The organism is Sphingobium aromaticiconvertens, from assembly GCF_037154075.1.
GTDB lineage: Bacteria > Pseudomonadota > Alphaproteobacteria > Sphingomonadales > Sphingomonadaceae > Sphingobium > Sphingobium aromaticiconvertens.
In genome coordinates this window covers 2,827,504-2,851,241 of the sequence record NZ_JBANRJ010000001.1, presented here as the reverse complement: position 1 = coordinate 2,851,241, position 23,738 = coordinate 2,827,504, and the positions used below count along the sequence as shown (strand labels likewise).

Here is a 23,738-nt window from a genome sequence, read left to right as displayed (position 1 = left end):
CGCGCCTTTGCGCGTGCTGCGGAGGGGACGGCACGAGTCCCGGCTTTCCGTCAGCCTAAATGCCGCAGATCATCTCAAAATGCGAAATCGACACCCATCCTGACGGTTCTGGGGCGCAAAGGCGTGAAATAATCGCCCGTCAGATTGAACGGCGTGCCCAGTGCAAAACGGTTGCCGACCGTGTCCAGCAGGTTGGTCAGCGACAGCGTATAATTGACCGCGCCCCGTCGCAGGCTGGCCGACAGGGCGGTGTCGACATAATCGCCTTGCTCCTGACCGAAGATCGGACCAACGCCAAGGCGCGATTTCCCGACATAGCGGGCCGAAGCCGACAAACGAAATTGCCCCGTATCCCCAACCGGCAGTCGATAATCCGCCGCGATCCGGCCACCCAGATTGGCAACATTTGGCAGGCTGAGCGAGGAACCCTGATAATTGAGCAGGCGCACGAACTGCGCGGGCTGGCTAAGGCGGCTGTCGTTGTAGATGATGCTGCCGTCCAGCGTGAGCGATGACGTTGGCCGGATCGCCACACGCCCTTCCAGCGTATAGATGCGCCCGTTCCCGATATTGGCAGTCGTCGGCAGGCCCAGCCGGTCGGTGACGTCTGCCTGAATGTCCCGCCAGTCGGTGTAGGCGGCGTTCAGCGCGATCGCGAAGGGATCGCGACCCGCTACGCCCTTGCGCATCCCGACCTCCACCGTCGACATGCGGTCATTGTGGAACCGCTGGATACGCTGGTCGTCGACTGCCAGCCCGCCGGGGCGGAACCCCTGCTGGAACCGGGCATAGAGGGTGACGCCACCCAGCCTGTCGGTCAGCAGCGAGAAGGAGGGCAGGAACATCGTCTCGTTGCGATCGGCTTGCGCCTCCGCGCGGGCGAGTTCGCTGTCGGACAGGATGGCGATCGGATCAATCGCCCGTCCCTCCAGGCGGCTCAGCGTCAATCGTCCTCCCACTGTAGCGATCAGGCCGGGCAGCGGCTCGAAGGAGGCTTCGCCAAACAGCGTGGCTTCGCGCACCTCATTATGGACGCCGGTCGTCGGCGCGCGGCGGCCAAAGCCATATATGGGCACGCCCGGAATGATAGGGCTGGCCTGCGCCATGGCGGGTGTCGGCCCCAGATAGGTGAGCGATCGGCTGATGTCCGACGTGCTTTGCAGATAGGACGCGCCCAATATCCAGCCAAGTCCATTGTCCAGATCACGGACCAGCCGGTTCTCGGTCGAGAAAATGCCGACCCGGTTGCGCTGGCGGAACAGCGCCGGGACACCATCGGCCTGGGTGGCGTCATAGCTTTCGGACAGGACGTGCCGAACATAGCCGGTCGAGGAAACGAAGCGCAGGTCGTCCCAATGTTTCTCGATCCGCACATTGCCCAACAGATAGTCCGCATCATAGGGCTGCGCGATGCTGGACGCGCGGGACAGGTTACCGATGGACCGGCTTGCATATTGCGCATCGCGCCCTTCGATATGCTGGTAAACGCCGTTGAGGTCGATGGTCCAGTCGTCATCGGGCGCAATGCGCAGTGTCGCGCGACCGCCATAGGTATAGGTTCGGTTGACGTCATTCCGTCCCGTCAGGATATTGTCGATATAGCCCGCGTCGTTGACGCCATAGCCCACGACCCGCAGCGCCAGCTTTTCGGAAATGATGGGCATGTTGAGCGTCGCCGACAGGTCGCCGCCCGCTGCGCCATGCTGGGTCGCGGACAGGCCGCTGCTGACCTGTCCGCCGGTCATTGCCAGATTGGGCGGATTGGGGATGATGCGTATGATGCCGCCCAGTGACCCCGCCCCATAAAGCGTCCCCTGCGGTCCTTCCAACACCTCGATCCCACCGACGTCATAGAGGCGCAGATCGGGGTCAGGCGCGGCGTAGTTCAGGCGCATGTCCGACAGATATTGCCCGGTGGTCGCCTGGGTGGGGCCGGAAAAGCCGGAATCGGCTATCGCGCGGATAAACAGCTTGTTGCGGCCGGACCCGACATGGGTGGAACTCAGGCTCGCAACGCGTGTAAGCAATGTCGCAGTCCCCGCCGATGCCTCCTGCGCGGTCAACAGATCGCCGCCAACCTGCTCGACCACGCCGGCATAGTGGGGCAGGGGGATATCCCGTTTGGAGGCTGTAACCACGATGTCGACGGACTCGGGTTCCTGCGCTGGTGCCGGGGCAGGGGCAGGAGGGCGATTCGGCAGCACAGCCTTCTCCGCCCGCACGATCCGCCAACTGCCTTCGGCCACGCGCACGGCCCGCGCGCCCGCCCCGTCGAGCAGGCGGGCGAGGGCACGATCCAGCGTCATGCGGCCCTGCACGCCTTTCACCCTGATCCCGGCCAGCGCCTGATCGGACATGCCGATGCTGCTGCCGGTCTGACGGCCAAGCGTTATCGCTGCATCGCCAAGGCGTCCCCCGGCGATGCTGATCTGCTGCCTGTCCGCCGCTTGCGCGGGCGATGCCGCCGTCAGGATAAGGGCGGCGAGGACGGCGGCACGGTCAGCGCTGCGTGCCATCCTTCTCCTTCAGCAACCAGGCATCGCCCTGTCGCACGGCCGATAGCCCCAGCAACGGCGCGGTGCGGGCAAAGAAGCGCGGCGCATCCTTGTCCAGCAGGATCGTGCCGGTAAAGCGCATCGCCTTCGCGCTGCTCGTGCCATCCAGCCGGACGCCGAGCGACCGCGATATGTCGCCCGTCACCTCGCCGATCGGCGCATTGTCATAAATGAGCCGTCCCTGCCGCCAGCTTGCCACAGCTTGCCGATCGACGGCCGACAGGCGCAGCCCCGCCGCATCCTCCACCAATGCGCGTCCGGCGGGCAGGCTGATCGCTTCGGATTCAGGGTTGTATACGACCAACCCTTCCGACACGCCGATGCGTGTTGTCGTGCCGCTATGGACGATGTTGAACACCGTGCCTGCATCCTCGAACACTGTCTCGCCCACCTTCACACGGAACGGGTCGTGTTCGTCATGGGTGACGGTGAAAGCGGCCTCGCCTTGATCGAGCGCGGCAAAGCGCAGATTCTTGTGATCCAGCCTCAGCGTGCTGCCGCCATTCACATCGATCCGCGTGCCATCCTCCAGCGCGATGACGCGCGTCTCGCCCGGCTTGGTGGTCACGGTATAGATGTCTGTACGGTTGAGCGTGGCAATGGACAGTGTCGCGACCAGCGCAGCGGCAATGGCACCACCAGCCAGCCAGCGCCACCGACGCCAGCCCGGCTCGCCCACATCATTGGCGGGCGGCGGCACAATAACCGGCTCGCTGGGCACCAGTGCCGCCAGATCCGCGTCATCGGTCGCCAGCACGTCATAGGCGGCGGCGTGGCGCGAGTCGGCCTCCAGCCAGGCGGTGAAGCCCGTCCAGTCGATAAAGTCCGGATCGCGCGTTCGGATTACCCATCCGAGCGCTTCCTCTTGGATCATGGCATCAGCCCTGTTCATATCTTGCCCCTTGCGACACAAGACGTCACTGCGCCCGTCATTCCGTATCCAGTTTCTGCTTGAGGGTCAGCATGGCGCGATACGCCTTTTGCAGATCCTTTTCGACCGTCGTCAGGCTGACGCCCAGTTCCTCGGCAATGGCGCGCTGTCCTATGCCTTCCATCCGGAACCGACGAAATACCATCTCAACGCGTGGTCCAAGCGCGCGCAACACTGCCTCGGCCTGCTCCAGTCGCTGGGCAGCGATCAATTGCTCGTCCACCGGCACGTCGTTGGCAACATCGCTCATGACGCCAGTACCGCCGCCCGCCCAGTCCTGCTCCCGCTTTTCGCGCCGCGTAGTGGATCGATAGCGATCCAGCATCAGGTTGTTGGCCATGCGATACAGGTAGGGCAGCGGCTCTGTCACATCCTCCGGCTCCCGCGTTTCCAGCTTCATCCAGATGTCCTGGCAAAGGTCTTCGGCATCATCCCCTGCGCCGCGCGCGCGCAGAAAGCGCAGCAGGGCGGGGCGGTTCTCCAGAAAGATGGCAGCCAGCCCAACGGCCATGCTTGTGTCCTGTCACGAAAGGTCAGGCGCGATCCCTTAATGGTCGCAAGCCGTGCTGGCAATCCAGCGACTTTACCTCAACCCGCTGATCCGGTAGCGCGGCAGCCGATGGACACCGAGATAACGGACCCGATCCGCGCGGCCGAACTGGGCATGGACGCGGCCAAGCTCGACGCACTGGTCGGGTATCTCGACGCCACCTATGTCCACACGGGCAAGCTGCCGCATATGCAACTGCTGGTGTCGCGGGATGAACAGCCGCTGTTAATGGTGACTCGGGGGCAGGCGCGGGCGGATGGTGCCCCCCTCCAATCCGACGCGCTGTTCCGCATCGCCTCCATGACCAAGCCGGTCACGTCCGTTGCCTTCATGATACTGGTCGAAGCGGGGCAGGTCGCGCTGAGCGATCCCGTCGAAACCGTGATCCCGGAGTTTCGCGCGTTGAGGGTCGGCCAGGATGCTCGAACCCCGAAGCGCCCCATGCTGATGCGTGACCTGCTGCGCCACACATCGGGCCTCACCTATGGCCTGCAACGCCAGACACCGATCGATGCCGCCTATCGCGCGCTCGGCCTCGACGAGTTTCAGCAGAGCCGAAACTCCGACGAATTTATCGCTGCGCTGGCAGACCTGCCGCTGGAATTCTCCCCCGGCGAGAAGTGGAATTACTCGGTATCGACCGATGTACTGGGCGTAGTGGTGGAGCGGCTGTCCGGCCAGCGCCTCGACGCTTTTTTCGCGGACCGCATCTTTGTCCCGCTGGGCATGGCCGACACCTTCTTCCAGGTGCCCAAGGACAAGGTGCACCGCCTCACCGATGCATGGCAACTGGGCACGGATGGCGGCCTTTCGCTCGCCGATCGCGGCGCACGCAGTCGCTGGAGCCAGCCGGTCCGCTTCTGTTCTGGCGGCGGCGGTCTGGTCTCCGGTGCCGCCGACTATCACCGCTTCGCAGCGATGCTGCTTCGCGGCGGTGAACTCGATGGCACGCGGCTACTCTGCCCCGAAACGATCGCAAACATGCGCGCCAACCATTTGCCGGACGGGCGCGATCTCACCACCCTCTCGACCTCCATGTTCAGCGAGGCGGGCTATGCCGGGGTTGGCTTCGGCCTGGGCTTTGGGGTGACGCTGGATGCCTCTGTGGCGGCGGGCAATGTCGGCGAATATTATTGGGGCGGTATCTTTTCGACCTATTTCTGCATCGACCCGGTAGAACGGTTGATCGCCATCTTCATGACCCAGCATCTGCCTTCGACCGTCTATCCCGTTCGCGCCGAACTGCGCAGCCGTCTGCAGGATGCGGTCATCGCGCGCCGCGCCGCGGAGCCGCTTCCCAAACCCGCCTGAAAAAGCGCCAATTTTTTATTGCTGCAGCGCAAAATAGCACTTGGCGGGGTTGGCGGGGCCGTGCAATCATCGCTCTCTCATCGCAGGGGGATAGCATCCATGACTCCCAAGGGACAGACCACTCTTCCCAAGCCCGCACCCCGGCAGTTCGATCCCGACGTCCTGGCGCGCGAGATTGTGGAGCGCCTCACCTATCGCATCGGCAAGGACGCGACCGCCGCGCAGCCGCACGATTGGCTCCACGCCGTCATCCTCGCGATCCGAGACCGGGTCATCGACGCGTGGATCGATTCCACCCACAAAACCTATGAGGAGCAGGGGCGGCGGGTCTATTATCTCAGCCTTGAATTCCTGATCGGCCGGCTAATGCGCGATGCGGCGTCCAACATGGAAATGCTGGATGACATGCAGGCGGCGCTCGCCAAGCTGGGCGTGGAAATCGACCTGATCGCGGCGCTGGAGCCGGACGCGGCGCTCGGCAATGGTGGCCTCGGTCGCCTGGCCGCCTGCTTCATGGAGAGTATGGCGACGGTGGACGTGCCCGCCTATGGCTATGGTATCCGCTATGTAAACGGCATGTTCCGGCAGGAGATTTCCGACGGCTGGCAGGTCGAGCTGCCCGAAACCTGGCTCGCCCATGGCAATCCATGGGAGTTTGAGCGGCGCGAGGCCAGCTATGAAATCGGCTTTGGCGGTCTGGTCGACCCGGCGGAGGGTGAGGATAGCGGCCCGCACCAGATGCACTGGAATCCGACCGAGCGGGTGATCGCTACCCCCTATGACACGCCGATTGCGGGCTGGCGGGGCAAGCGGATCAACACATTGCGCCTGTGGACCGCGCAGCCGATCGACCCCATACTGCTCGACAAGTTCAATGCGGGCGACCATCTGGGAGCGCTGGCCGAAAGCAATCGAGCCGAAGCGCTCACTCGTGTCCTCTATCCCGCCGACAGCTCGTCGGCTGGGCAGGAGTTGCGGCTGCGGCAGGAATATTTCTTCTCCTCCGCTTCGCTGCAGGACATCGTCAGGCGACATCTGCAATATTTCGGAAGCATCCTGACCTTGCCAGACAAGGCCGCGATCCAGCTTAACGATACGCACCCGGCCGTCGCCGTGGCGGAGCTGATGCGGATATTGCTGGACGATCACGGCCTCGATTTCGACGAAGCGTGGGACATTACCCGCCGAACCTTCAGCTACACCAATCACACGCTGCTACCCGAAGCGCTGGAAAGCTGGCCAGTGCCCCTTTTCGAGCGGTTGCTGCCCCGGCACATGCAGATCGTCTATGCCGTCAACAGCCGCCTGCTGGCCGAAGCGCGGCGTGCTGGCGGGTTCGATGACCAAGCGATCGGCACCATTTCGCTGATCGACGAGGGCGGCGAGCGGCGGGTGCGGATGGGCAATCTGGCCTTCGCCGGATCGTACAGCATCAATGGCGTCTCGGCCCTGCACACCGATCTGATGAAGGAAACGGTGTTCGCGGACCTGCACCGGCTCTATCCGACGCGGATCAACAACAAGACTAACGGCGTCACCTTCCGCCGCTGGCTGATGCAGTGCAACCATGGCCTGTTCGAGCTGATCCGTGAGGCGATCGGCGACAGGTTCATGGACGATGCGGAGGCATTGCGCGATCTGGACCCCTTCGCCACCGACAGCGCTTTTCAGGAGAAATTCCTGGCCGTAAAGCGCGCCAACAAGGTCGCCTTGTCCAACCTCCTCCGTCAGCGCGTGAACGCCCGGATCGACCCCGCTGCGCTCTACGATATCCAGATCAAGCGCATCCACGAATATAAGCGCCAGTTGCTTAATCTGGTGGAGACGGTGTCGCTCTACGACCAGATTCGTTCCCACCCGGAAAAGGATTGGGCGCCGCGCGTCAAGCTGTTCGGGGGCAAGGCCGCATCCAGCTATCATAATGCAAAGCTCATCATAAAGCTGGCGGGCGACGTGGCCCGCGTGGTCAATCACGACCCCGCCGTGCAGGGGCTGCTCAAGGTCCAGTTCGTCCCCAACTACAACGTCTCAATGGCGGAAGTGATGATCCCCGCCGCGGACCTGTCCGAACAAATTTCGACTGCGGGCATGGAGGCGTCGGGCACCGGCAATATGAAGTTCGCCGTCAACGGCGCGCTCACCATCGGCACGCTCGACGGCGCCAATGTCGAGATGCGCGACCATGTGGGGGGGGATAATATCATTATCTTCGGCCTCACCGCGCAGGAAGTGAATGGCAAGCGCGCTAACGGCTATGTCCCAGCCGATGTCATCGGTCAGAGCAAGGAACTGAGGCAGGCGTTGAACGCCATTGCCAGCGGTGTATTCTCGCCAGATGACCCGGATCGGTACAAGGGACTCATCGACGGCATCCAGACCCATGACTGGTTCATGGTAGCGGCGGATTTCGACAGCTATTCCGCCGCGCAGCGCCGCGTTGACACGCTCTGGGCCGATCAGTCGCTTTGGGCGCAGAAAGCCATCTACAATGTCGCGCGGATGGGCTGGTTCTCGTCCGATCGTACTATCCGTGAATATGCCACCCAAATCTGGAAGGTGCTGTGACGATGCCCCGTGTGAAACCCTGACGCTATGTTGACACAGGACCAGATGGAGAGGCTGGTTCAGGGACGCGACAACGATCCCTTTGCAATATTGGGCGTACACCCGGACGGAAGAAGCCTGACGGCTTGCGTCCTGCTGCCGGAAGCGGTCAGCGTCACCGCTCATGCGCTGGATGGCAAGGTCGTGGGCGACCTAGCCAGTATTCACCCGGCGGGCCTGTTCCATGGCAAGGTCAAAATGCGCAAGCGCCAGCCGCTCCGCTATCATGCCATCTATGCCGATGGCAGCGACTATTGGCTGACCGATCCCTACAGCTTCGGCCCCGTCCTTGGCCCGCAGGACGACCATTTCCTCGCCGAAGGCTCCCATCGCCGCATGTTCGACAAGCTGGGCGCGCATTCCATCACGTTCGAAGGCGTGGATGGCACGCACTTCGCGGTCTGGGCGCCCAATGCCAGCCGCGTGTCGGTGGTCGGCGATTTCAACCGCTGGGACGGGCGGCGTGGCGTCATGCGCCATCGGCAGGATAGCGGCGTATGGGAACTGTTCCTGCCCGACGTTGGCCCCGGCAGCCCCTACAAATATGAAATCGTCGCCGCCGACGGAGAAATCCTTGCCCTCAAGGCTGACCCCTTCGCCTTCCAGAGCGAACTGCGCCCTGCCAATGCGTCGGTGGTCGCTTCTCCGCCCGCTCATGTCTGGGGCGACGGTCGCCACCGCGCCCATTGGGCATGCGTCGATGCCCGGCGTGAAGCCATCTCCATCTACGAAGTTCATGCTGGTTCCTGGCAGCGCGACGAGCATGGCGACTTCCTGCACTGGGACGCGCTGGCCCAGCGGCTCATCCCCTATGTCGTCGGCATGGGCTTCACCCATATCGAATTTCTGCCGATCAGCGAATTTCCCTATGATCCAAGCTGGGGTTATCAGACGACTGGCCTCTATGCCCCCACCGCGCGCTTCGGCGACCCGGACGGGTTCGCTCGCTTTGTCGATGGCGCACACCAGGCGGGGGTGGGGGTCATCCTCGACTGGGTGCCCGCGCATTTTCCGACCGACGCGCACGGCCTGTCCCGCTTCGACGGTACCGCGCTTTACGAACATGAAGACCCGCGCAAGGGCTTCCACCCCGATTGGAGCACCGCCATCTATAATTTCGGCCGCCGCGAGGTCGCCGAATATCTGGTCAACAATGCGCTGTTCTGGGCCGAACGCTTCCATGTCGACGGCCTGCGCGTGGATGCCGTCGCTTCGATGCTCTACCTCGATTATTCCCGCAAGGCAGGCGAGTGGGTGCCCAACGAAAAGGGCGGACGCGAAAATCTTGAGGCGGTCGCCTTCCTTCAGGAAATGAACAAGGCACTCTACGCCGCCCAGCCCGGCATCATGACCATGGCCGAGGAATCGACCAGTTGGCCCAAAGTGTCCGCGCCCGTACATGACGGCGGCCTAGGCTTTGGCTTTAAATGGAATATGGGCTTCATGCACGACACGCTGGATTATCTGGCGAAAGATCCCGTTCACCGCGCCCATCATCATGACGCGATCACCTTTGGCTTGCTCTACGCCTTTACCGAGAATTTCGTCCTGCCATTGAGCCATGACGAGGTGGTCCACGGCAAATCCTCGCTGCTGCACAAGATGCCCGGCGACGACTGGCAAAAATTTGCCACCCTGCGCGCCTATTATACGATGATGTGGGGCTATCCGGGCAAGAAGCTGTTGTTCATGGGGCAGGAATTCGCCCAGCGCGCCGAATGGAACGAAGAGCGCGCGCTCGACTGGCATCTGCTCGACCATAGCGCGCATCTGGGCGTGCAGCGCCTCATCTCCGACCTCAACCATCTCTATCGCGACCATCGCGCCCTCCACGCCCGCGATTGCGAGCCGGAGGGTTTTCAGTGGGTGCTGGTCGATGCCGCGCAGGATTCGGTCTTCGCCTGGGTACGAATGGCGCCGGGAGCCGCGCCGATCGTCGTCATCAGCCACTTCACGCCCGTTCCGCGCCCCGGCTACGGCCTGCGTCTGCCGCGGGCTGGCCGCTGGCGCGAGATATTGAACAGCGACGCGGCCGACTATGGCGGCGGCGGCATCGGCAACATGGGTTGTGTCGATGCGGACGCAGACGGCTGGGCCAATGTCACCATCCCGCCTTTCGGGACGTTGATGCTGGAACTGGAAAACTAAAAAAGGCGAAGGACAGGACCGATGCAGCCACGAAATCAACCCATTGGTCGCGACGCCATGGCCTATGTCCTGGCGGGGGGGCGCGGCAGCCGCCTCGCCGAACTCACCGACCGACGCGCCAAGCCCGCCGTCCATTTCGGCGGCAAGGCGCGGATCATCGACTTTGCCCTCTCCAACGCGCTCAACAGCGGTATCCGACGCATCGGCGTCGCGACGCAATATAAGGCGCACTCGCTGATCCGGCACCTCCAGCGCGGCTGGAACTTCTTTCGCACCGAACGCAACGAAAGCTTCGACATCTTGCCCGCCAGCCAGCGGGTGTCGGAACATCAATGGTATGAGGGGACGGCGGACGCGGTGTTCCAGAATATCGACATCATCGAAAGCTATGCGCCCGAATATATGGTTCTGCTGGCGGGCGACCATGTCTACAAGATGGATTATGAGCTGATGCTCCAGCAGCATGTTGACAGCGGCGCGGACGTCACCGTCGGCTGCCTGGAAGTGCCGCTGAAGGAAGCGCGCGGCTTTGGCGTCATGCATGTCGACGATCAGGGCGTCATCACCCAGTTCCTTGAAAAGCCAAAGACACCACCCAGCATCCCCGGTCAGCCCGACATGGCGCTGGCGTCGATGGGCATTTACGTATTCCAAACCGCGCTGTTGATCGAACATCTGCGCCGCGACGCCGACGATCCCAACAGCTCGCGGGATTTCGGCAGCGACATCATCCCCTATATGGTGAAGCATGGCAAAGCCGTCGCCCATCGCTTCTCCAGCAGTTGTGTCCGCGCGGAAAGCGAACTGGTGCCCTATTGGCGCGATGTGGGTACGCTTGACGCCTATTGGCAGGCCAATATTGACCTCACCGATGTCGTCCCTTCGCTCGACCTCTACGATCGAAGCTGGCCGCTCTGGACCCATTCGGAGGTCACCCCGCCCGCCAAGTTCGTGCATAATGAAGATGGCCGTCGCGGCTCCGCCACATCGTCCCTCATCGCGGGCGGGTGTATCGTGTCCGGCTCATCGCTCCACCGCAGCCTGCTTTTCTCGGGCGTGCGGACCCACAGCTTCTCCTCCGTCACCGAAAGCGTCATCATGCCCGATTGCACGGTCGGGCGGGGCGCGCGGCTACATAAATGCGTGGTGGATTCGGGGATCTCCATCCCCGCCGATCTGGTGGTGGGTGAAAATCCGGAGGAGGATGCCATCCGTTTCCGACGGTCGGATAATGGCGTCTGCCTCATCACCCAACCGATGATCGACCGGCTGGTGCTTTAAAAGATGCCCCTATCGATGCAGGTTCTGGCGGTTGCCTCCGAAATCTTTCCGCTCATCAAGACAGGGGGGCTGGCCGACGTGGCCGGCGCGCTGCCCGAAGCGCTGGGGCGTCAGGGTGTTGCCGTCCGTACATTGGTGCCCGGTTACCCGGCGGTGCTTGGCGCTGTCGGCAAGGCCCGCAAACTTGTCCGCTATGACGACCTGTTCGGCGCCCCGGCGACCCTGCTGGCGGCGAAGGTCGGTGATCTCGACCTGCTGATCCTCGACGCGCCGGATTTCTACGCGCGGCCGGGTGGTCCCTATGGCGATGCTGTGGGCAATGAATGGGCCGACAACTGGCGCCGTTTCGCCGCGCTTGGCCGGGTCGCGGCGGATATTGCGGCGGGTAGTATCACGGGCTGGCGACCCGCGCTCGTCCACGCCCATGACTGGCAGGGGGCGATGGCGGCGGCCTATATGCGGTTCGGTCCCGCTCATGCCCTGCCCCGCGTGATGACCATCCACAATCTGGCCTTTCAGGGCCGGTTCGGGGCGGACATTTTCGCTGCGCTGGGCCTGCCGCCAGAGGCGTGGGGCGTCGACGGGGTCGAATATTATGGTGGCATCGGCTTCCTGAAGGCTGGCCTCGTCTCCGCCGACGCGATCACCACGGTTAGCCCGACCTATGCCCATGAAATCTGCTCGCCCCATGACGGCATGGGCCTTGATGGCCTGATCCGGGGCCGCGCCGACAAGCTGCATGGCATATTGAACGGCATCGATACCGCGATCTGGGATCCGGCTACTGATAAGTTGATCGCAAGGCCTTATACTGCCCGCGCCCTTGCGACCCGCGCCGCCAATCGCCGGGCGCTCGAAAAGCGATTTGGGCTGGGACAGGATGATAGCCCGCTTTTCATCGTCATCAGCCGCCTGACCTGGCAAAAGGGCATGGACCTGCTCGTCGATGCGCTTGACCATCTGGTGGGACTAGGGGGACGGATTGCGGTGTTGGGATCGGGTGACCATCCGATCGAGGGCGCCTTTCTTGCCGCTGCCGATCGCCATAGGGGCCGGGTCGCGGTGCAGATCGGTTATGACGAACCGCTCTCGCATCTCATGCAGGCAGGCGGGGACGCCATCCTGATCCCCTCGCGCTTCGAACCCTGCGGCCTGACGCAACTTTATGGCCTGCGCTATGGTTGTGTGCCCGTGCTCGCGCGGGTAGGGGGGCTTGCTGACACCATCATCGACGCCAACGAAGCGGCACTAAGCGCAGGCGTCGCCACCGGCCTGCACTTCCCCGCCAACGACGCGATGGCCCTGCACGGCGCGATAGCCAAGGCCGTTCGCCTGCACGGCACCGCAGGAACGTGGCCCGCCCTTCAGAAATCAGGCATGAAAGCGGATTTTTCCTGGACGCACAGCGCCGCTCATTATGCTATGCTGTTTGAACAATTGGTACGGCGTGGCGCGTGAACCCCGTTGACCTGTCGCTTCTGGGACCGGTGGCCGAAGGGCAGGGAACACGCTTTTCCGTCTGGTCGCCTGACGCCATCGCCCTTTGGCTATGCCTGTTCGACAATGAAGACTTTGAAACGCGCTTGCCCATGGCGCGTGACGATCAGGGCATCTGGTCGCTCGTGATGCCCAATGCAGGCCCCGGCACCCGTTACGGCCTGCGCGCCGATGGCGCCTATGATCCGCCTGCGGGCCTCTGGTTCGACCCCGACAAACTATTGCTAGATCCCTATGCGATAGCGATCGACCGCGCCTTCGAACATGATCCCGCACTGGCTGCCCCGCGCGGGCAGGGGAGCGACACCGCATCGCTGATGCCCAAAGGCATGGTAGAAGCGTTAGCGCCTGCCCTCCCTCCAAAACCACCACTCTTCACCCCCGGCGGCCTCATCTATGAAGTGCAGGTCCGCGCCTTCACCATGCTCCACCCCGACGTGCTGCAAGAGCAGCGCGGCACCATAGCCGCGCTCGCTCATCCCGCCATCATCGCCCATCTCAAAAGCCTGCACGTCGGCGCGATCGAACTCATGCCGATCAACGCCTGGATCGACGAGCGGCATTTGCCGCCGCTGGGCCTCCGTAACGCCTGGGGTTATAATCCGGTCAGCTATTTCGCATTGGACCCGCGCCTTGCGCCCGGCGGGATTGCCGAGCTGCGCGATACGGTCGCGGCGCTTCATGCTGCGGGCATCGGCGTCATCCTCGACATGGTCTACAACCATGACGGCGAAAGTGACATGCTGGGGCCAACCCTGTCGCTTCGAGGGCTGGATGCCCGCCACTATTTCCGCCACGCGGCTGATGGCAGCCTGATCAACGACACCGGCACGGGCAACAGCATCGATTGCAACCACTCGGTCAGCCGTCGCTTGATCCTGGACTCGCTCCGCTGGTTCGTTGCGCAGGCCGGAATAGACGGCTTTCGCTTCGACCTTGCCCCGGCCCTTGGGAGGTTGGCGGATGGTTTCCACGCCGATGCGCCATTATTGGCGGAGATGCGCGCTGATCCTCTGCTCGCCGACCGCATCATGATCGCAGAACCCTGGGACATCGGACCCGGCGGCTATCAACTGGGCAGTTTCGGCGAGAATTGGCTGGAATGGAACGACCGCTATCGCGATGATATGCGCCGTTTCTGGAGCGGAGCGCCCCATATGCTGGGTGCTTTTGCCACACGGCTTGCCGGATCGACGGACCTGTTGGGCCAGGGTTCAGTCGCCCGCACCGTCAATTTCCTTGCCGCCCATGATGGCTTCACCCTCGCCGACCTCACCGCCTATGCCCACAAGCATAATGAGGCGAATGGTGAGCAGAATCGCGACGGTCATGGCGAAAACCATAGCTGGAACAATGGAGTGGAAGGGCATAGCGAAGACCCCGCCATCCAGGCCGCCCGTGTGCGTGACGTCAAGGCGCTACTCTCCACCCTTTTCCTGTCGCGTGGTACGATCATGCTGACGGCAGGCGACGAGTTCGGCCGTAGCCAGCAAGGCAACAACAATGCCTATGCACAGGACAATGCGGTGGGCTGGATTGATTGGGCCGGACGGAATCGGGATATAGAGGCCCATGCGTTCGCGCTGGGGGCATTGCGCGCAGCTACGCCTGATCTTCACGACATCGCGCTGCTGGAAGAAGGGGCGGTGGATTGGCTCGATCCTGGCGGGCAGCCGATGACCCCGAACCGTTGGGAAGCGCCCGATGCCTGCACCCTGATGCTCCGTTACCGCCGCTCCGGCGTCACTTTGTGCTTCAACGGATGGAACAGCGACATCGGTTTCGCCACGCCGGGAGGTGAAGTGGTCGTGCCCGCCCGGACCATTATGTGCAAGGTTCCATCTTAGGGAATATAAAGGATAAAGAGACAGGAAGTTTCACAAGGCAACCGATTTGTGAAATCATATCCTACAAAATGAACTATAGGGCTAGTCAATATCTTTCCGTTCCATTATTATGTGATAATCAATTCCATATAACGGAACAATACCCGCGGGGGCGGGTGCTACAGGGAGGATGTCTGATGATCTCATTTAAAGCCAGAATTGCGTGCGGTTGTGCTGCGTGGACGCTGGCATTCGCGGCTACGTCGGCCCTGGCCCAGAGCGCTCCGGCACAGGACGCGTCACCCCCATCGGGTGAACAGGACATCATCGTTACCGGCTTTCGCGCGTCGCTCAACAACGCCTTGATCCAGAAGCGCCGCGAAGCCGCCGCCGTGGATAGCATCGTGGCCGAGGATATTGGCAAATTCCCCGACTCCAACCTGGCGGAATCGATGCAACGGGTTCCCGGCGTCGCGCTCGCCCGCGGCGACGGCGGCGAGGGGCGCAACATCTCTGTCCGCGGCCTTGGCGCCGGTTTCACCCGCGTTCGTATCAACGGGATGGAAGGATCGGCTCAGACCGGCTCGTCGGACATTTATGGCGCAGGCAATAATGGTCGCAGCTTCGACTTCAACGTCTTCCCGACCGAAATCTTCTCCGCCCTGTCGGTCCGCAAAACTCCTTCGGCCGATACCGAGGAAGGTTCGCTCGGTGCGACCGTCGACCTGTCCGCGCCCAAGCCGCTCGACCAGAAAGAGGATTTCGTCCTCACCGCCACTGCGCGCGGCATCTACAATGAACTGTCGAAAAAGGTTGATCCCCGCGCCTCGCTGCTGATCGCCAAGAAGTTCGACGATGGGCGTTTCGGCATCCTCGCCTCGCTCGCCTATCAAAAACGCAACATCCGCGAGGTCGGCTATTCGGCGGTGGATATCCTGTCGGCCAACACCAATGGCGGCTTCTGCTCGCCACTTGGCTTCTCTCCTCAAAATCCACTGAACGACGGTTCGCGTGGTACTGGTGACACGGTCCTTCGCGGTGTTTCCGCCACGAATTGCAGCACAGGCAACCCGCGTACCAGCACGACCTCTGCCTATCAGAACATCGTCAACCTGCGCCGCGCAGACCTTCCGGGCGTCGCGGGTAGCGGCGCCTTTCTGCCGCGTATCCCTCGTTACCTGAACTCGGAGCAGGATCAGGAACGCATCGGCGGTTCGTTGACGCTCCAGTTCCAGCCTGATGACGACACCGATATTTCGATCGACACGCTCTATTCGCGGTTCGATGTGACCCGGCGCGACAATTATATCGCAGGTATCTCCTTCGCCCGGTCGATCGCCAATAATGGCCAGCCGATGACGTCGGTGCGTGAAGCACAGTTCGATGACAAGGGGTCGCTGGTCTATGGCGTGTTCGATGGCGTCGATGTCCGATCGGAAGGACTGGTCGATCATTTTGTCTCGACCTTCAAACAGGCGAACCTCAACTTCCGTCATCGCTTCACCGACAATCTGGAGATTACCGGCCTGTTCGGCATGAATCGGTCGATCTGGGACGGCAAGAAGCGGCTTCAGACCTTCATCGACGCGATCGACACTGACAATTTCTCGCTCGATTTCCGGGATGGCGGCAGCACTCCGGTCGTCGGTTTCGGCGTCGATGTGAACAACCCGGCCAATTTCAATTACGCCCCGACGCTTGCCGACGGCACCGTGCTGGGCGGCTTCAGCTACCAGGGCAAGCCGTCGAAGAATGTAACGGACAATCTGACCAGCGAACTCAATCTCGCCTGGACGGTGTCGCCCGGCTTCGTCGTCAAGGTCGGTGGTCAGTATCGGCAGAGCGATTTCGTCTCCAGCTTCCTGCGCCCCTACAATGCCGACACGGTCGTCCGCGCGCTTCCGGCGGGCACGACGCTGGCCAGCATCACAACCAACATCACCGGCGTCGACAAGCTGTGGGGCAATGGCGCACCGGCCAGTTGGGTAGCGATCGACCCAGATAAATGGGCCGACACGTTCGGCTTCGACGATGTGCGCTATTGCGGCGTAGAATGCGGTGGCGGACGCAGCCGTGTCCGCGAAGAGGTCAGCAGCGCCTATATCATGGGCACGTTCGACCTTGAGGAGCAGATCGGCTTTGGCGTCCGGGGTGACGTGGGCGTCCGCTATGTGAAGACCGACCAGTTCAGTTCGGGCTATATCGCCGTCGCGCCGCGCGCCGGAACGACATCGCCAACCAATCTTGTCGGACAATATGCCTCCGCCAGCCGTTCCTATGACGATTGGCTGCCCTCCGCGAACTTCGTGGTAGAGCCAGTGGAGAACCTGCTTGTTCGCTTGTCGGCTGCAAAGGTTCTGGCCCGACCTGAACTCGGCCTCCTTACCCCGACCAGCGGCGTCAATCCCGTGACGCGCGTGGGCAACGTCAACAACCCGTTCCTTGAGCCGATCCGCGCCAACACCTTCGATGTCGCGCTGGAATGGTATTTCCGGCCGGGTTCGCTGCTGTCGGTCGCCTATTTCCACAAGGACATCAAAAGCTACGTCCAGAATGTAAACAGCCAGATCCCGTTCAGTGAACTGGGCCTGCCCAACGCATTGCTGGAAAACAGCAACACTTTGCCCAGCGAACTGTTCACCGTGTCACAGCCGTTCAATACGCCCGGCGGCCCGCTGAAAGGGTTTGAGGTCAACGCCCAGATCCCGTTCAATTTCATGAACGGCTTCCTCGGTAATTTCGGGGTGCTGGCAAACTACACGCGCGTCACATCCAAGATTGAATATATCCTGGCAAGCGTGGATGGCGTCCCTACGGTCACAAGCACGGCGGATCTTGTCGGCCTGTCGAAGAACACGGCGTCTGGCACGCTTTATTATGAGGATGACAGGTTCAGCATCCGTGGGACCGCGAACTTCCGCGATCGCTTCATTCGCGGCATTCCGGCGTCTCCAGGCAGCGATCTTCAGGGCAATGACAAGACGCTCTATGTCGACGCCTCGGCCTCTTTCAACGTCACCGATCGAATCAAGCTGATCGTGGAAGGCACCAACCTCACCGACGAACAGAACCGCCTGTATATCGACAGCAATCGTCAGGACACGCTGTTTGAAACGCGCATCGGTCGGACGGTGACGGTGGGCGTGAACTTCCGCCTTTAGGCGGATCGGGCGGCCTCGATCGCATCGACGGTCGCCCGCGACACCCAAAGCAGCGATCCATGCCGCGCGCCTGCGGGCATGGAAAGCCGCCCGCTCACATCCTCCCATGTCCCGAAATCGGACGTCGCCATCGCACCCCAGCGCCCTTCGCGATAGACATCATAATAGCAAATGGTCCGGCCCTTGACGTTCACCGTCATCGGCCCTTCAACCCATGGTTCGGTCAGGGCAGGGGAGAGCGGCCCGAACGGCCCACCTGGTCCCTCCGCCTTGGCGACATGCAAGGTCTTGCGCAGCGGCTTCAACGTTTCGTCCTTGACGATCAGATATAGCGAGCCATCCGGCCCTCGCGCAAAGCTACCATCGATCACGCTGAACCCTGGATCATAGAGCAGGTTGGGTGGATCGAATGTCCGAAAATCGCGTGTAGTCGTCCGCCACAGCCGATGATTATAGTCCGATTCCGAACTCGCAGCCGTCTCAGGAAAGCGCCCCTCGACCGTGCTTGACCAGAAAATTTGGTATCGTCCCATCGCAACGTCATAAATCGCCTCGGGCGCCCAGCAATTGCGCGTACCCGGCACCGACGCCATGACCGGGATCGCCTGTTGCGGCGACCAGTGGATCAGGTCCGTGCTGCTCGCATGGCCGATCGTCACGCCTTCCCAGGCGGTCGTCCACACCATATGCCACGGCGCGTTGCGCCCCTCTCCACGGAACAGGAAGGGGTCGCGCATCAACTTCTTCTCGCCCACTTGCGGTACCAGCAGGCTGCGCCCTTGCGCCAGCGGGCGAAAGGCAAACCCATCCTCGCTCACCGCCAGTCGCAGCCCATCGGCCTCACCTTTGCCGGTCGCGAAATAAGCAAAGAGCAGCACTTCGCCGTCGCGCCTCGCCGTCCGCGTCACGCACCCGGAAAGGCCAAGGGTCGCCAGCCCACCCAGTACGGATCGCCGTCCAATCATGCGCCATAATCCTTCGCCATCTGCGCGTAGAGGTCGAGAAGCGAATTGGCGACATAATCCCCGCCATGCCCCATAGGCCCGGTCGGTTCGGGTTTTGGCGCAGGCGGCGGCGCCCCGGCGAGCGTCCCTCCGGGCGCTTCCGCGCTGTTCAACCCTTGCGACAACAGGTCCGGCTTCGGTCCCTCTCCGGCATTGCGACCGTCCTTGTCGAACAGCGCCTCCTGATGCCGCGTCGGCTCCCAGATGAACGTCCCCCAGCCGCGCTTGCCCGGAAGATCATGCACCAGATCGTTGAGATAGCGTTTCCGGCTCGAATATTCCGCGACCAGCAAGCCCTTGTCCGGATAGCGTTTCACGAAATTATCGAAGGTCGTGGCCCAGTCGCCCTGCGCCTGCTGCTGGTAACAAGACATCCCCAGCACATCGAAATCCACCCCGCGCGCAATCAGTGCGTCGGTCCATTCCTGCACGATCGGCCAGTGGCGACCCAGATGGTTGTGCAGTTGGATGGCGATTTCCGGTTCGGCTTTGCGCGCCCCGGCAACGCCCGCGCGCAACAATGCCGCGAGATTGTCGAAGCCGCCAACCACACCCGCTCGTTGCTGGGTCGCATCGGTCACAGGATTGCCCGTCGACGTCGCCAGCCGCACACGGCCCATCGGCCACAGCATCCCGAACGTAATCTCATTGCCGATCACGGCCATGTCCACCGGCGCGCCGCCCGCGCGCATTGCCGCCAGCGAGTTCCGCGTATGGGCCTCCACCGCCTGCGCCAGTTCCTTAAGGTCCATGCCCGCCCAGGCAGCCGGTACGCCCTGATGCTCGGGGTCCGCCCAGATGTCGGAATAGTGAAAGCTCAACGCCAAACCCATGCTCGCCTGCTTGACCCGTTTGCCCAGCGCGATTGTCTGTGCCATCCCGGCCCACGCCTTGTCCGGCTCACGCCTCGAATAGCCCTTCGCCGGATCGACGAATATCCGCAGTCGAATATAGTTGAACCCCGCATCGCGCAGCAGCAGGATCGGATCTTTCTGAGCACTCCCCACGAAGTAACGCGCCCCGGCTGCCTCATCCTCTGGAATCCAGCTTATATCTGCGCCGATCATGGTGGGACCGGGCCGTGCGCCCGTAGATGCAGCCTTCGCCAGCGTCGCGCCGGGCTTCAGCGCAGTAAAGCCAAGGCCAAGCCCAAGCCCAAGGGTAGAGCGTCTGTCGATGATCGTCATTTCAGTGCTACCACCCGTTCCTGTCGGAAAAGCGCTCCAATCCCCCGCTATTCCTGGCTTGTCGGACATTAATGCCGTCAATATTTTCTATATATGGGATTGTGTCTCACAATATTGCACGTAAAATCACGCTGGCAAAGACCCTTTCCGCCTGAATCGGTGAAGCGGGTCGCAAAATAAGTCAGACTAATGGAGGGAGCCTATATGACCAACCTGTTTGCACGCGCGACCCTTGCGCTGCTTTTGTCAACCACTCCACTGACAGCCAACGCACAAACGGCATCGCCGCAAGCCGCGATGGCCATCCTTCAGGCTGACAAGCCCGGCCCGGTCTATGACCGCCGTATCTTCACCCAGTTTGCCGAACATCTGGGCACCGGTATCTATGGCGGCCTGTGGGTTGGCAATGACAAGCGCATTCCCAACACGCGCGGCTTCCGCAACGACGTTGTCGCGGCGCTCAAGCGACTGGCGGTACCGGTGGTCCGCTGGCCCGGCGGCTGCTTCGCCGACGAATATCATTGGCGGGAGGGGATCGGTCCGCAGAAAAAGCGCCCGGTCAAGATCAACACCCATTGGGGCGGCGTGACGGAACCCAACACCGTCGGCACCCATGAGTTCATGGACCTGATGGATCAACTGGGAGCAGAGGTTTATATCTCCGGCAATGTCGGCAATGGGACGCCGCAGGAAATGGCCGAGTGGGTCGAATATATGACCTCGCCCACTGGCACGCTGGCGGATGAGCGCGCAAAGAACGGCCGCAAGGAGCCGTGGAAACTTCCCTATTTCGGCATCGGCAATGAACTATGGGGCTGTGGGGGCAATATGCGCGCGGACTATGCGGTCGACGTGACGCGCCGCTACGCCACCTTCGTGAAAGCGCCCAAGGGCGCGAAAATCCTCAAGATCGGCTCGGGCGCCAATGGTCCCGACTATAACTGGACCGAAACCTTCATGCGGGATTCGGGCAAATCGCTCGACGGCTTGTCGCTCCATTATTACACGGTGCCGGGCAAGAATGGCTGGCCGCCCAAGGCGTCTGCGACCGATTTTGATGAGGCTGGCTGGGCCGAAACCCTCTCCCTGACGCTCAAGACCGATGAGCTGCTGACGAAGCACAGCGCCATCATGGACAAATATGACCCGGCCAAGCGGATCTTCCTCGCGCTGGACGAGTGGGGCACCTGGTATGCGGGCGATCCGGGCACCAATCCCGGCTTCCTGCGCCAGCAGAACACGCTGCGTGACGCGTTGGTGGCGGCGGTCAACCTCAACATTTTCGCCAAACATGCCGACCGTGTCCGCATGACGGCCATCGCCCAGATGGTCGACGTGCTTCAGGCGATGATCCTGACCGACGGACCAAAGATGGTGCTGACCCCCACCTATCATGTGTTTGAGATGTACAAGCCCTATATGGACGGGACAGTGCTGCCGATCACGGTCAAGGGACCATGGTATGCCAAGGACGAGTGGAACATGCCCGCTGTCAGCGCCTCGGCGGTGCGGGACAAGGCGGGACAGGTCCATGTCGGCCTCGCCAACCTCAACCCCAACGCGGCGATCACGGTGACGACGCGGCTGGAAGGCCTGTCGGCGGGCAGCGTGTCAGGCCGGGTCATCACCGCCCCCGCCATGAACGCCCTCAACGACTTCAACGCACCGGAGGCAGTCAAGCCGGTCGCCTTCTCCGACGCGAAAGTGGAGGGTGGCGTTCTTACAGCGAGGCTTCCGGCTAAATCAGTGGTGATGCTCGATCTCAAATAAGAGCAAAACGCGCGCCCCTCGTTTAAGGGGCGCGTTTCCTTTCAGCGTCTGACGTCGAGGCCGTCTTGCTGGAAGGCTATGATGTCGGGCTGGGTGAAGAGGGAGGCATCGCCGGGGAGGGAGTGTTTGAGGGCGGTGAGCGCGAGGCCGGTGTTGGCGGCGTCCTCGATGTTCTGGCCCGACAGGATGCCGTGGAGGATGCCGGCGGCGAAGGCGTCACCCGCGCCGATCCGGTCGACGATGCCGGAGACGGCGATTTCGTCAGTCTGGACCGCCGCATCCGGCGTGTCGATGCGCGCGGCGATGCGGTGGCGGTCGGCGTCCTCGACATGGCGGGCGGTGGACGCGATCAGCTTGAGGTTCGGGAAGGCCGCGAACCCGGCTTGGGCTGCTTCGCGCCGCCGGTCCGATCCGTCGCCATGGAAGGGCTTGTCGAGCAGCAGCGCCATGTCGCGATGGTTGCCGAACAGGATGTCGGCCTGGCTCACCAGTTGGGTGAGGATCGCCTTGGGATCGCTGTCCCACGCTTCCCACAGCCGCGCGCGATAATTGCCGTCGAAGATCAGGGTCATGCCCCGCTGCTTTGCGGCCTTGGCGGCGGCCAGCGCAGCGGCGGCGGAGCGCGGCCCCAGCGCAGGCGTGATGCCCGACAGATGGAGATGGGTCGCGCCATCAAACGCCGCGTCCCAGTCAAAATCCGCCTCGCTGGCGCGGGCAAAGCTGCTGTCGGCCCGGTCATAGACGATGTCCGACGCCCGCAGCCCGGCGCCGGGCGTCAGGAAGTAAAGGCCCATCCGCCCCTCTTGCGCAGCCGCGACATGGGTGCAATCGACCCCCGCGCCCATCAACGCCCCGCGCGCCATCTGGCCCAGCGCATTGTCGGGCACCGTGCTGACCATGCGGGTGGCATGGCCAAGGCTGGCCAGCCCGATCGCGACATTGGCCTCCGCCCCGCCGACATGGATGTCGAGACTGCGCGCGGAACGCAGCAACAGCTTGTCGGGCGGCGACAGGCGCACCAGCAGTTCACCAAAGAAAGCAAGGGTCGGCTTCTGGGTCACGATCAGGATCCTTCCGCTTAACGCGCCAGCCAGCCGCCGTCGACGGCAAGAATATGCCCATCGACATAGTCCGACGCGGACGACGCAAGAAACACCGCCGCGCCGCCCAGATCGGACGCCTTGCCCCAGCGGCCCGCCGGGATGCGGTCGACGATGGACTTATTGCGGACCTCATCGGCCTGCAAGGCGGTGGTGTTGTTGGTGGCGATATAGCCGGGCGCGATCGCATTCACATTGATGCCCCTGGCCGACCATTCATTGGCCAGCAGCTTGGTCAGGCCGCCGATCCCGCTCTTGGACGCGGTATAGCTGGGCACGCGGATGCCGCCCTGAAAGGTCAGCATCGAGGCGATGTTGATGATCTTGCCGGAGCCTTGGGCCAGCATCTGCCTGGCCGCGGCCTGCGCCAGGAAGAAGACGCTCTTCAAATTGGTGTCGATCACCGCGTCCCAGTCTTCCTCGGTGAAGTCGATGCTGTCGGCGCGGCGAATGATCCCGGCATTGTTGACCAATATGTCGATGCGACCCAGCTTCTCTACCGTCTCGTCGATGATGCGGTTCACAGGCTCGATGCTCGACAGGTCGGCCGAGACGATCTCTGCCCGGCGGCCCAGCGCGCGGGCCTGCGTCACGGTGTCTTCAGCAGGCGTGCGGCCCACACAGGCAATGTCCGCGCCAGCCCCGGCGAGCGCCAGCGCGATCGCCTGGCCAATGCCGGTGTTGGCGCCGGTGACGACGGCCACCTTGCCGGAAAGATCAAAGGGATTGGTCATGGTCTTACTTTCCCCCCTCCCTTTTAAGGGAGGGGTTGGGGGAGGGTGCGCCTCGCGAAGCGGGGCGCTCAACGCTGGC

At 62.6% G+C, this 23,738-nt stretch carries 15 protein-coding genes; 8 read left to right on the top strand and 7 right to left on the bottom strand.

Going from position 1 to position 23,738, the window contains the following annotated elements; genetic code table 11:
• Window positions 1-74: 74 nt before the first annotated feature.
• From WFR25_RS13655 to WFR25_RS13645, 3 genes are read right to left on the bottom strand one after another with little or no spacing between them, the layout of a single operon-like run.
• Window positions 75-2,516 carry a TonB-dependent receptor gene (locus WFR25_RS13655; RefSeq protein ID WP_336971581.1) on the bottom strand — a complete coding sequence of 814 codons (2,442 nt, stop codon included), beginning with the start codon at window positions 2,514-2,516 and terminating at the stop codon, window positions 75-77.
• A complete protein-coding gene (locus WFR25_RS13650; RefSeq protein ID WP_336974896.1) occupies window positions 2,500-3,429 on the bottom strand; it encodes a FecR family protein in 930 nt (309 codons plus the stop codon). Before WFR25_RS13650 ends, WFR25_RS13655 begins: the two co-directional genes overlap by 17 nt.
• A 55-nt stretch (window positions 3,430-3,484) precedes the next feature.
• Window positions 3,485-3,997 carry an RNA polymerase sigma factor gene (locus WFR25_RS13645; RefSeq protein ID WP_336971580.1) on the bottom strand — a complete coding sequence of 171 codons (513 nt, stop codon included), beginning with the start codon at window positions 3,995-3,997 and terminating at the stop codon, window positions 3,485-3,487.
• Between the two features lie 108 nt (window positions 3,998-4,105).
• Between WFR25_RS13645 and WFR25_RS13640 the strand changes: the two genes are divergently transcribed.
• The 7 genes from WFR25_RS13640 to WFR25_RS13610 all read left to right on the top strand — a co-directional run bounded on the left by WFR25_RS13640 (window position 4,106) and on the right by WFR25_RS13610 (window position 17,864).
• Window positions 4,106-5,347 carry a serine hydrolase domain-containing protein gene (locus WFR25_RS13640; RefSeq protein WP_336971578.1) on the top strand — a complete coding sequence of 414 codons (1,242 nt, stop codon included), beginning with the start codon at window positions 4,106-4,108 and terminating at the stop codon, window positions 5,345-5,347.
• 99 nt (window positions 5,348-5,446) lie between these two features.
• Window positions 5,447-7,912: a glycogen/starch/alpha-glucan phosphorylase gene (locus WFR25_RS13635; protein ID WP_336971577.1), complete on the top strand. Its 2,466-nt coding sequence runs from the start codon at window positions 5,447-5,449 to the stop codon at window positions 7,910-7,912.
• Window positions 7,913-7,939: 27 nt separating this feature from the next.
• Window positions 7,940-10,099 (top strand): 1,4-alpha-glucan branching protein GlgB, encoded by a 2,160-nt coding sequence (glgB, locus tag WFR25_RS13630; RefSeq protein WP_336971576.1) that lies wholly within the window; start codon window positions 7,940-7,942, stop codon window positions 10,097-10,099.
• Window positions 10,100-10,120: 21 nt separating this feature from the next.
• Window positions 10,121-11,380, top strand: coding sequence for a glucose-1-phosphate adenylyltransferase (glgC, locus tag WFR25_RS13625; RefSeq protein ID WP_336971575.1), 1,260 nt, complete (start codon window positions 10,121-10,123; stop codon window positions 11,378-11,380).
• Between the two features lie 15 nt (window positions 11,381-11,395).
• Window positions 11,396-12,838 carry a glycogen synthase GlgA gene (glgA, locus tag WFR25_RS13620; RefSeq protein WP_336971573.1) on the top strand — a complete coding sequence of 481 codons (1,443 nt, stop codon included), beginning with the start codon at window positions 11,396-11,398 and terminating at the stop codon, window positions 12,836-12,838.
• On the top strand, window positions 12,835-14,724 hold the full coding sequence (gene glgX / locus WFR25_RS13615; RefSeq protein ID WP_336971570.1) for a glycogen debranching protein GlgX: 1,890 nt from the start codon (window positions 12,835-12,837) through the stop codon (window positions 14,722-14,724). The genes glgA and glgX overlap by 4 nt, the downstream gene beginning before the upstream one ends.
• A 176-nt stretch (window positions 14,725-14,900) precedes the next feature.
• On the top strand, window positions 14,901-17,864 hold the full coding sequence (locus tag WFR25_RS13610; RefSeq protein ID WP_336971569.1) for a TonB-dependent receptor: 2,964 nt from the start codon (window positions 14,901-14,903) through the stop codon (window positions 17,862-17,864).
• On the opposite strand, the gene WFR25_RS13605 is transcribed toward WFR25_RS13610, so the two are convergent.
• Both WFR25_RS13605 and WFR25_RS13600 read right to left on the bottom strand, forming a co-directional pair.
• On the bottom strand, window positions 17,861-18,829 hold the full coding sequence (locus WFR25_RS13605; RefSeq protein WP_336971568.1) for a glycoside hydrolase family 43 protein: 969 nt from the start codon (window positions 18,827-18,829) through the stop codon (window positions 17,861-17,863). The genes WFR25_RS13610 and WFR25_RS13605 overlap by 4 nt on opposite strands.
• Window positions 18,826-20,055 (bottom strand): glycosyl hydrolase 53 family protein, encoded by a 1,230-nt coding sequence (locus WFR25_RS13600; protein WP_336971567.1) that lies wholly within the window; start codon window positions 20,053-20,055, stop codon window positions 18,826-18,828. Before WFR25_RS13600 ends, WFR25_RS13605 begins: the two co-directional genes overlap by 4 nt.
• A 204-nt stretch (window positions 20,056-20,259) precedes the next feature.
• On the opposite strand from WFR25_RS13600, the gene WFR25_RS13595 reads away from it, so the two are divergent.
• Window positions 20,260-21,825, top strand: coding sequence for an alpha-N-arabinofuranosidase (locus tag WFR25_RS13595; RefSeq protein ID WP_336971566.1), 1,566 nt, complete (start codon window positions 20,260-20,262; stop codon window positions 21,823-21,825).
• Between the two features lie 41 nt (window positions 21,826-21,866).
• Here the strand turns inward: WFR25_RS13595 and WFR25_RS13590 are convergent, their stop codons facing one another.
• Window positions 21,867-22,886: a sugar kinase gene (locus WFR25_RS13590; RefSeq protein WP_336969294.1), complete on the bottom strand. Its 1,020-nt coding sequence runs from the start codon at window positions 22,884-22,886 to the stop codon at window positions 21,867-21,869.
• Between the two features lie 17 nt (window positions 22,887-22,903).
• On the bottom strand, window positions 22,904-23,659 hold the full coding sequence (kduD, locus tag WFR25_RS13585) for a 2-dehydro-3-deoxy-D-gluconate 5-dehydrogenase KduD (protein ID WP_336969291.1): 756 nt from the start codon (window positions 23,657-23,659) through the stop codon (window positions 22,904-22,906).
• Window positions 23,660-23,738 lie beyond the last annotated feature (79 nt).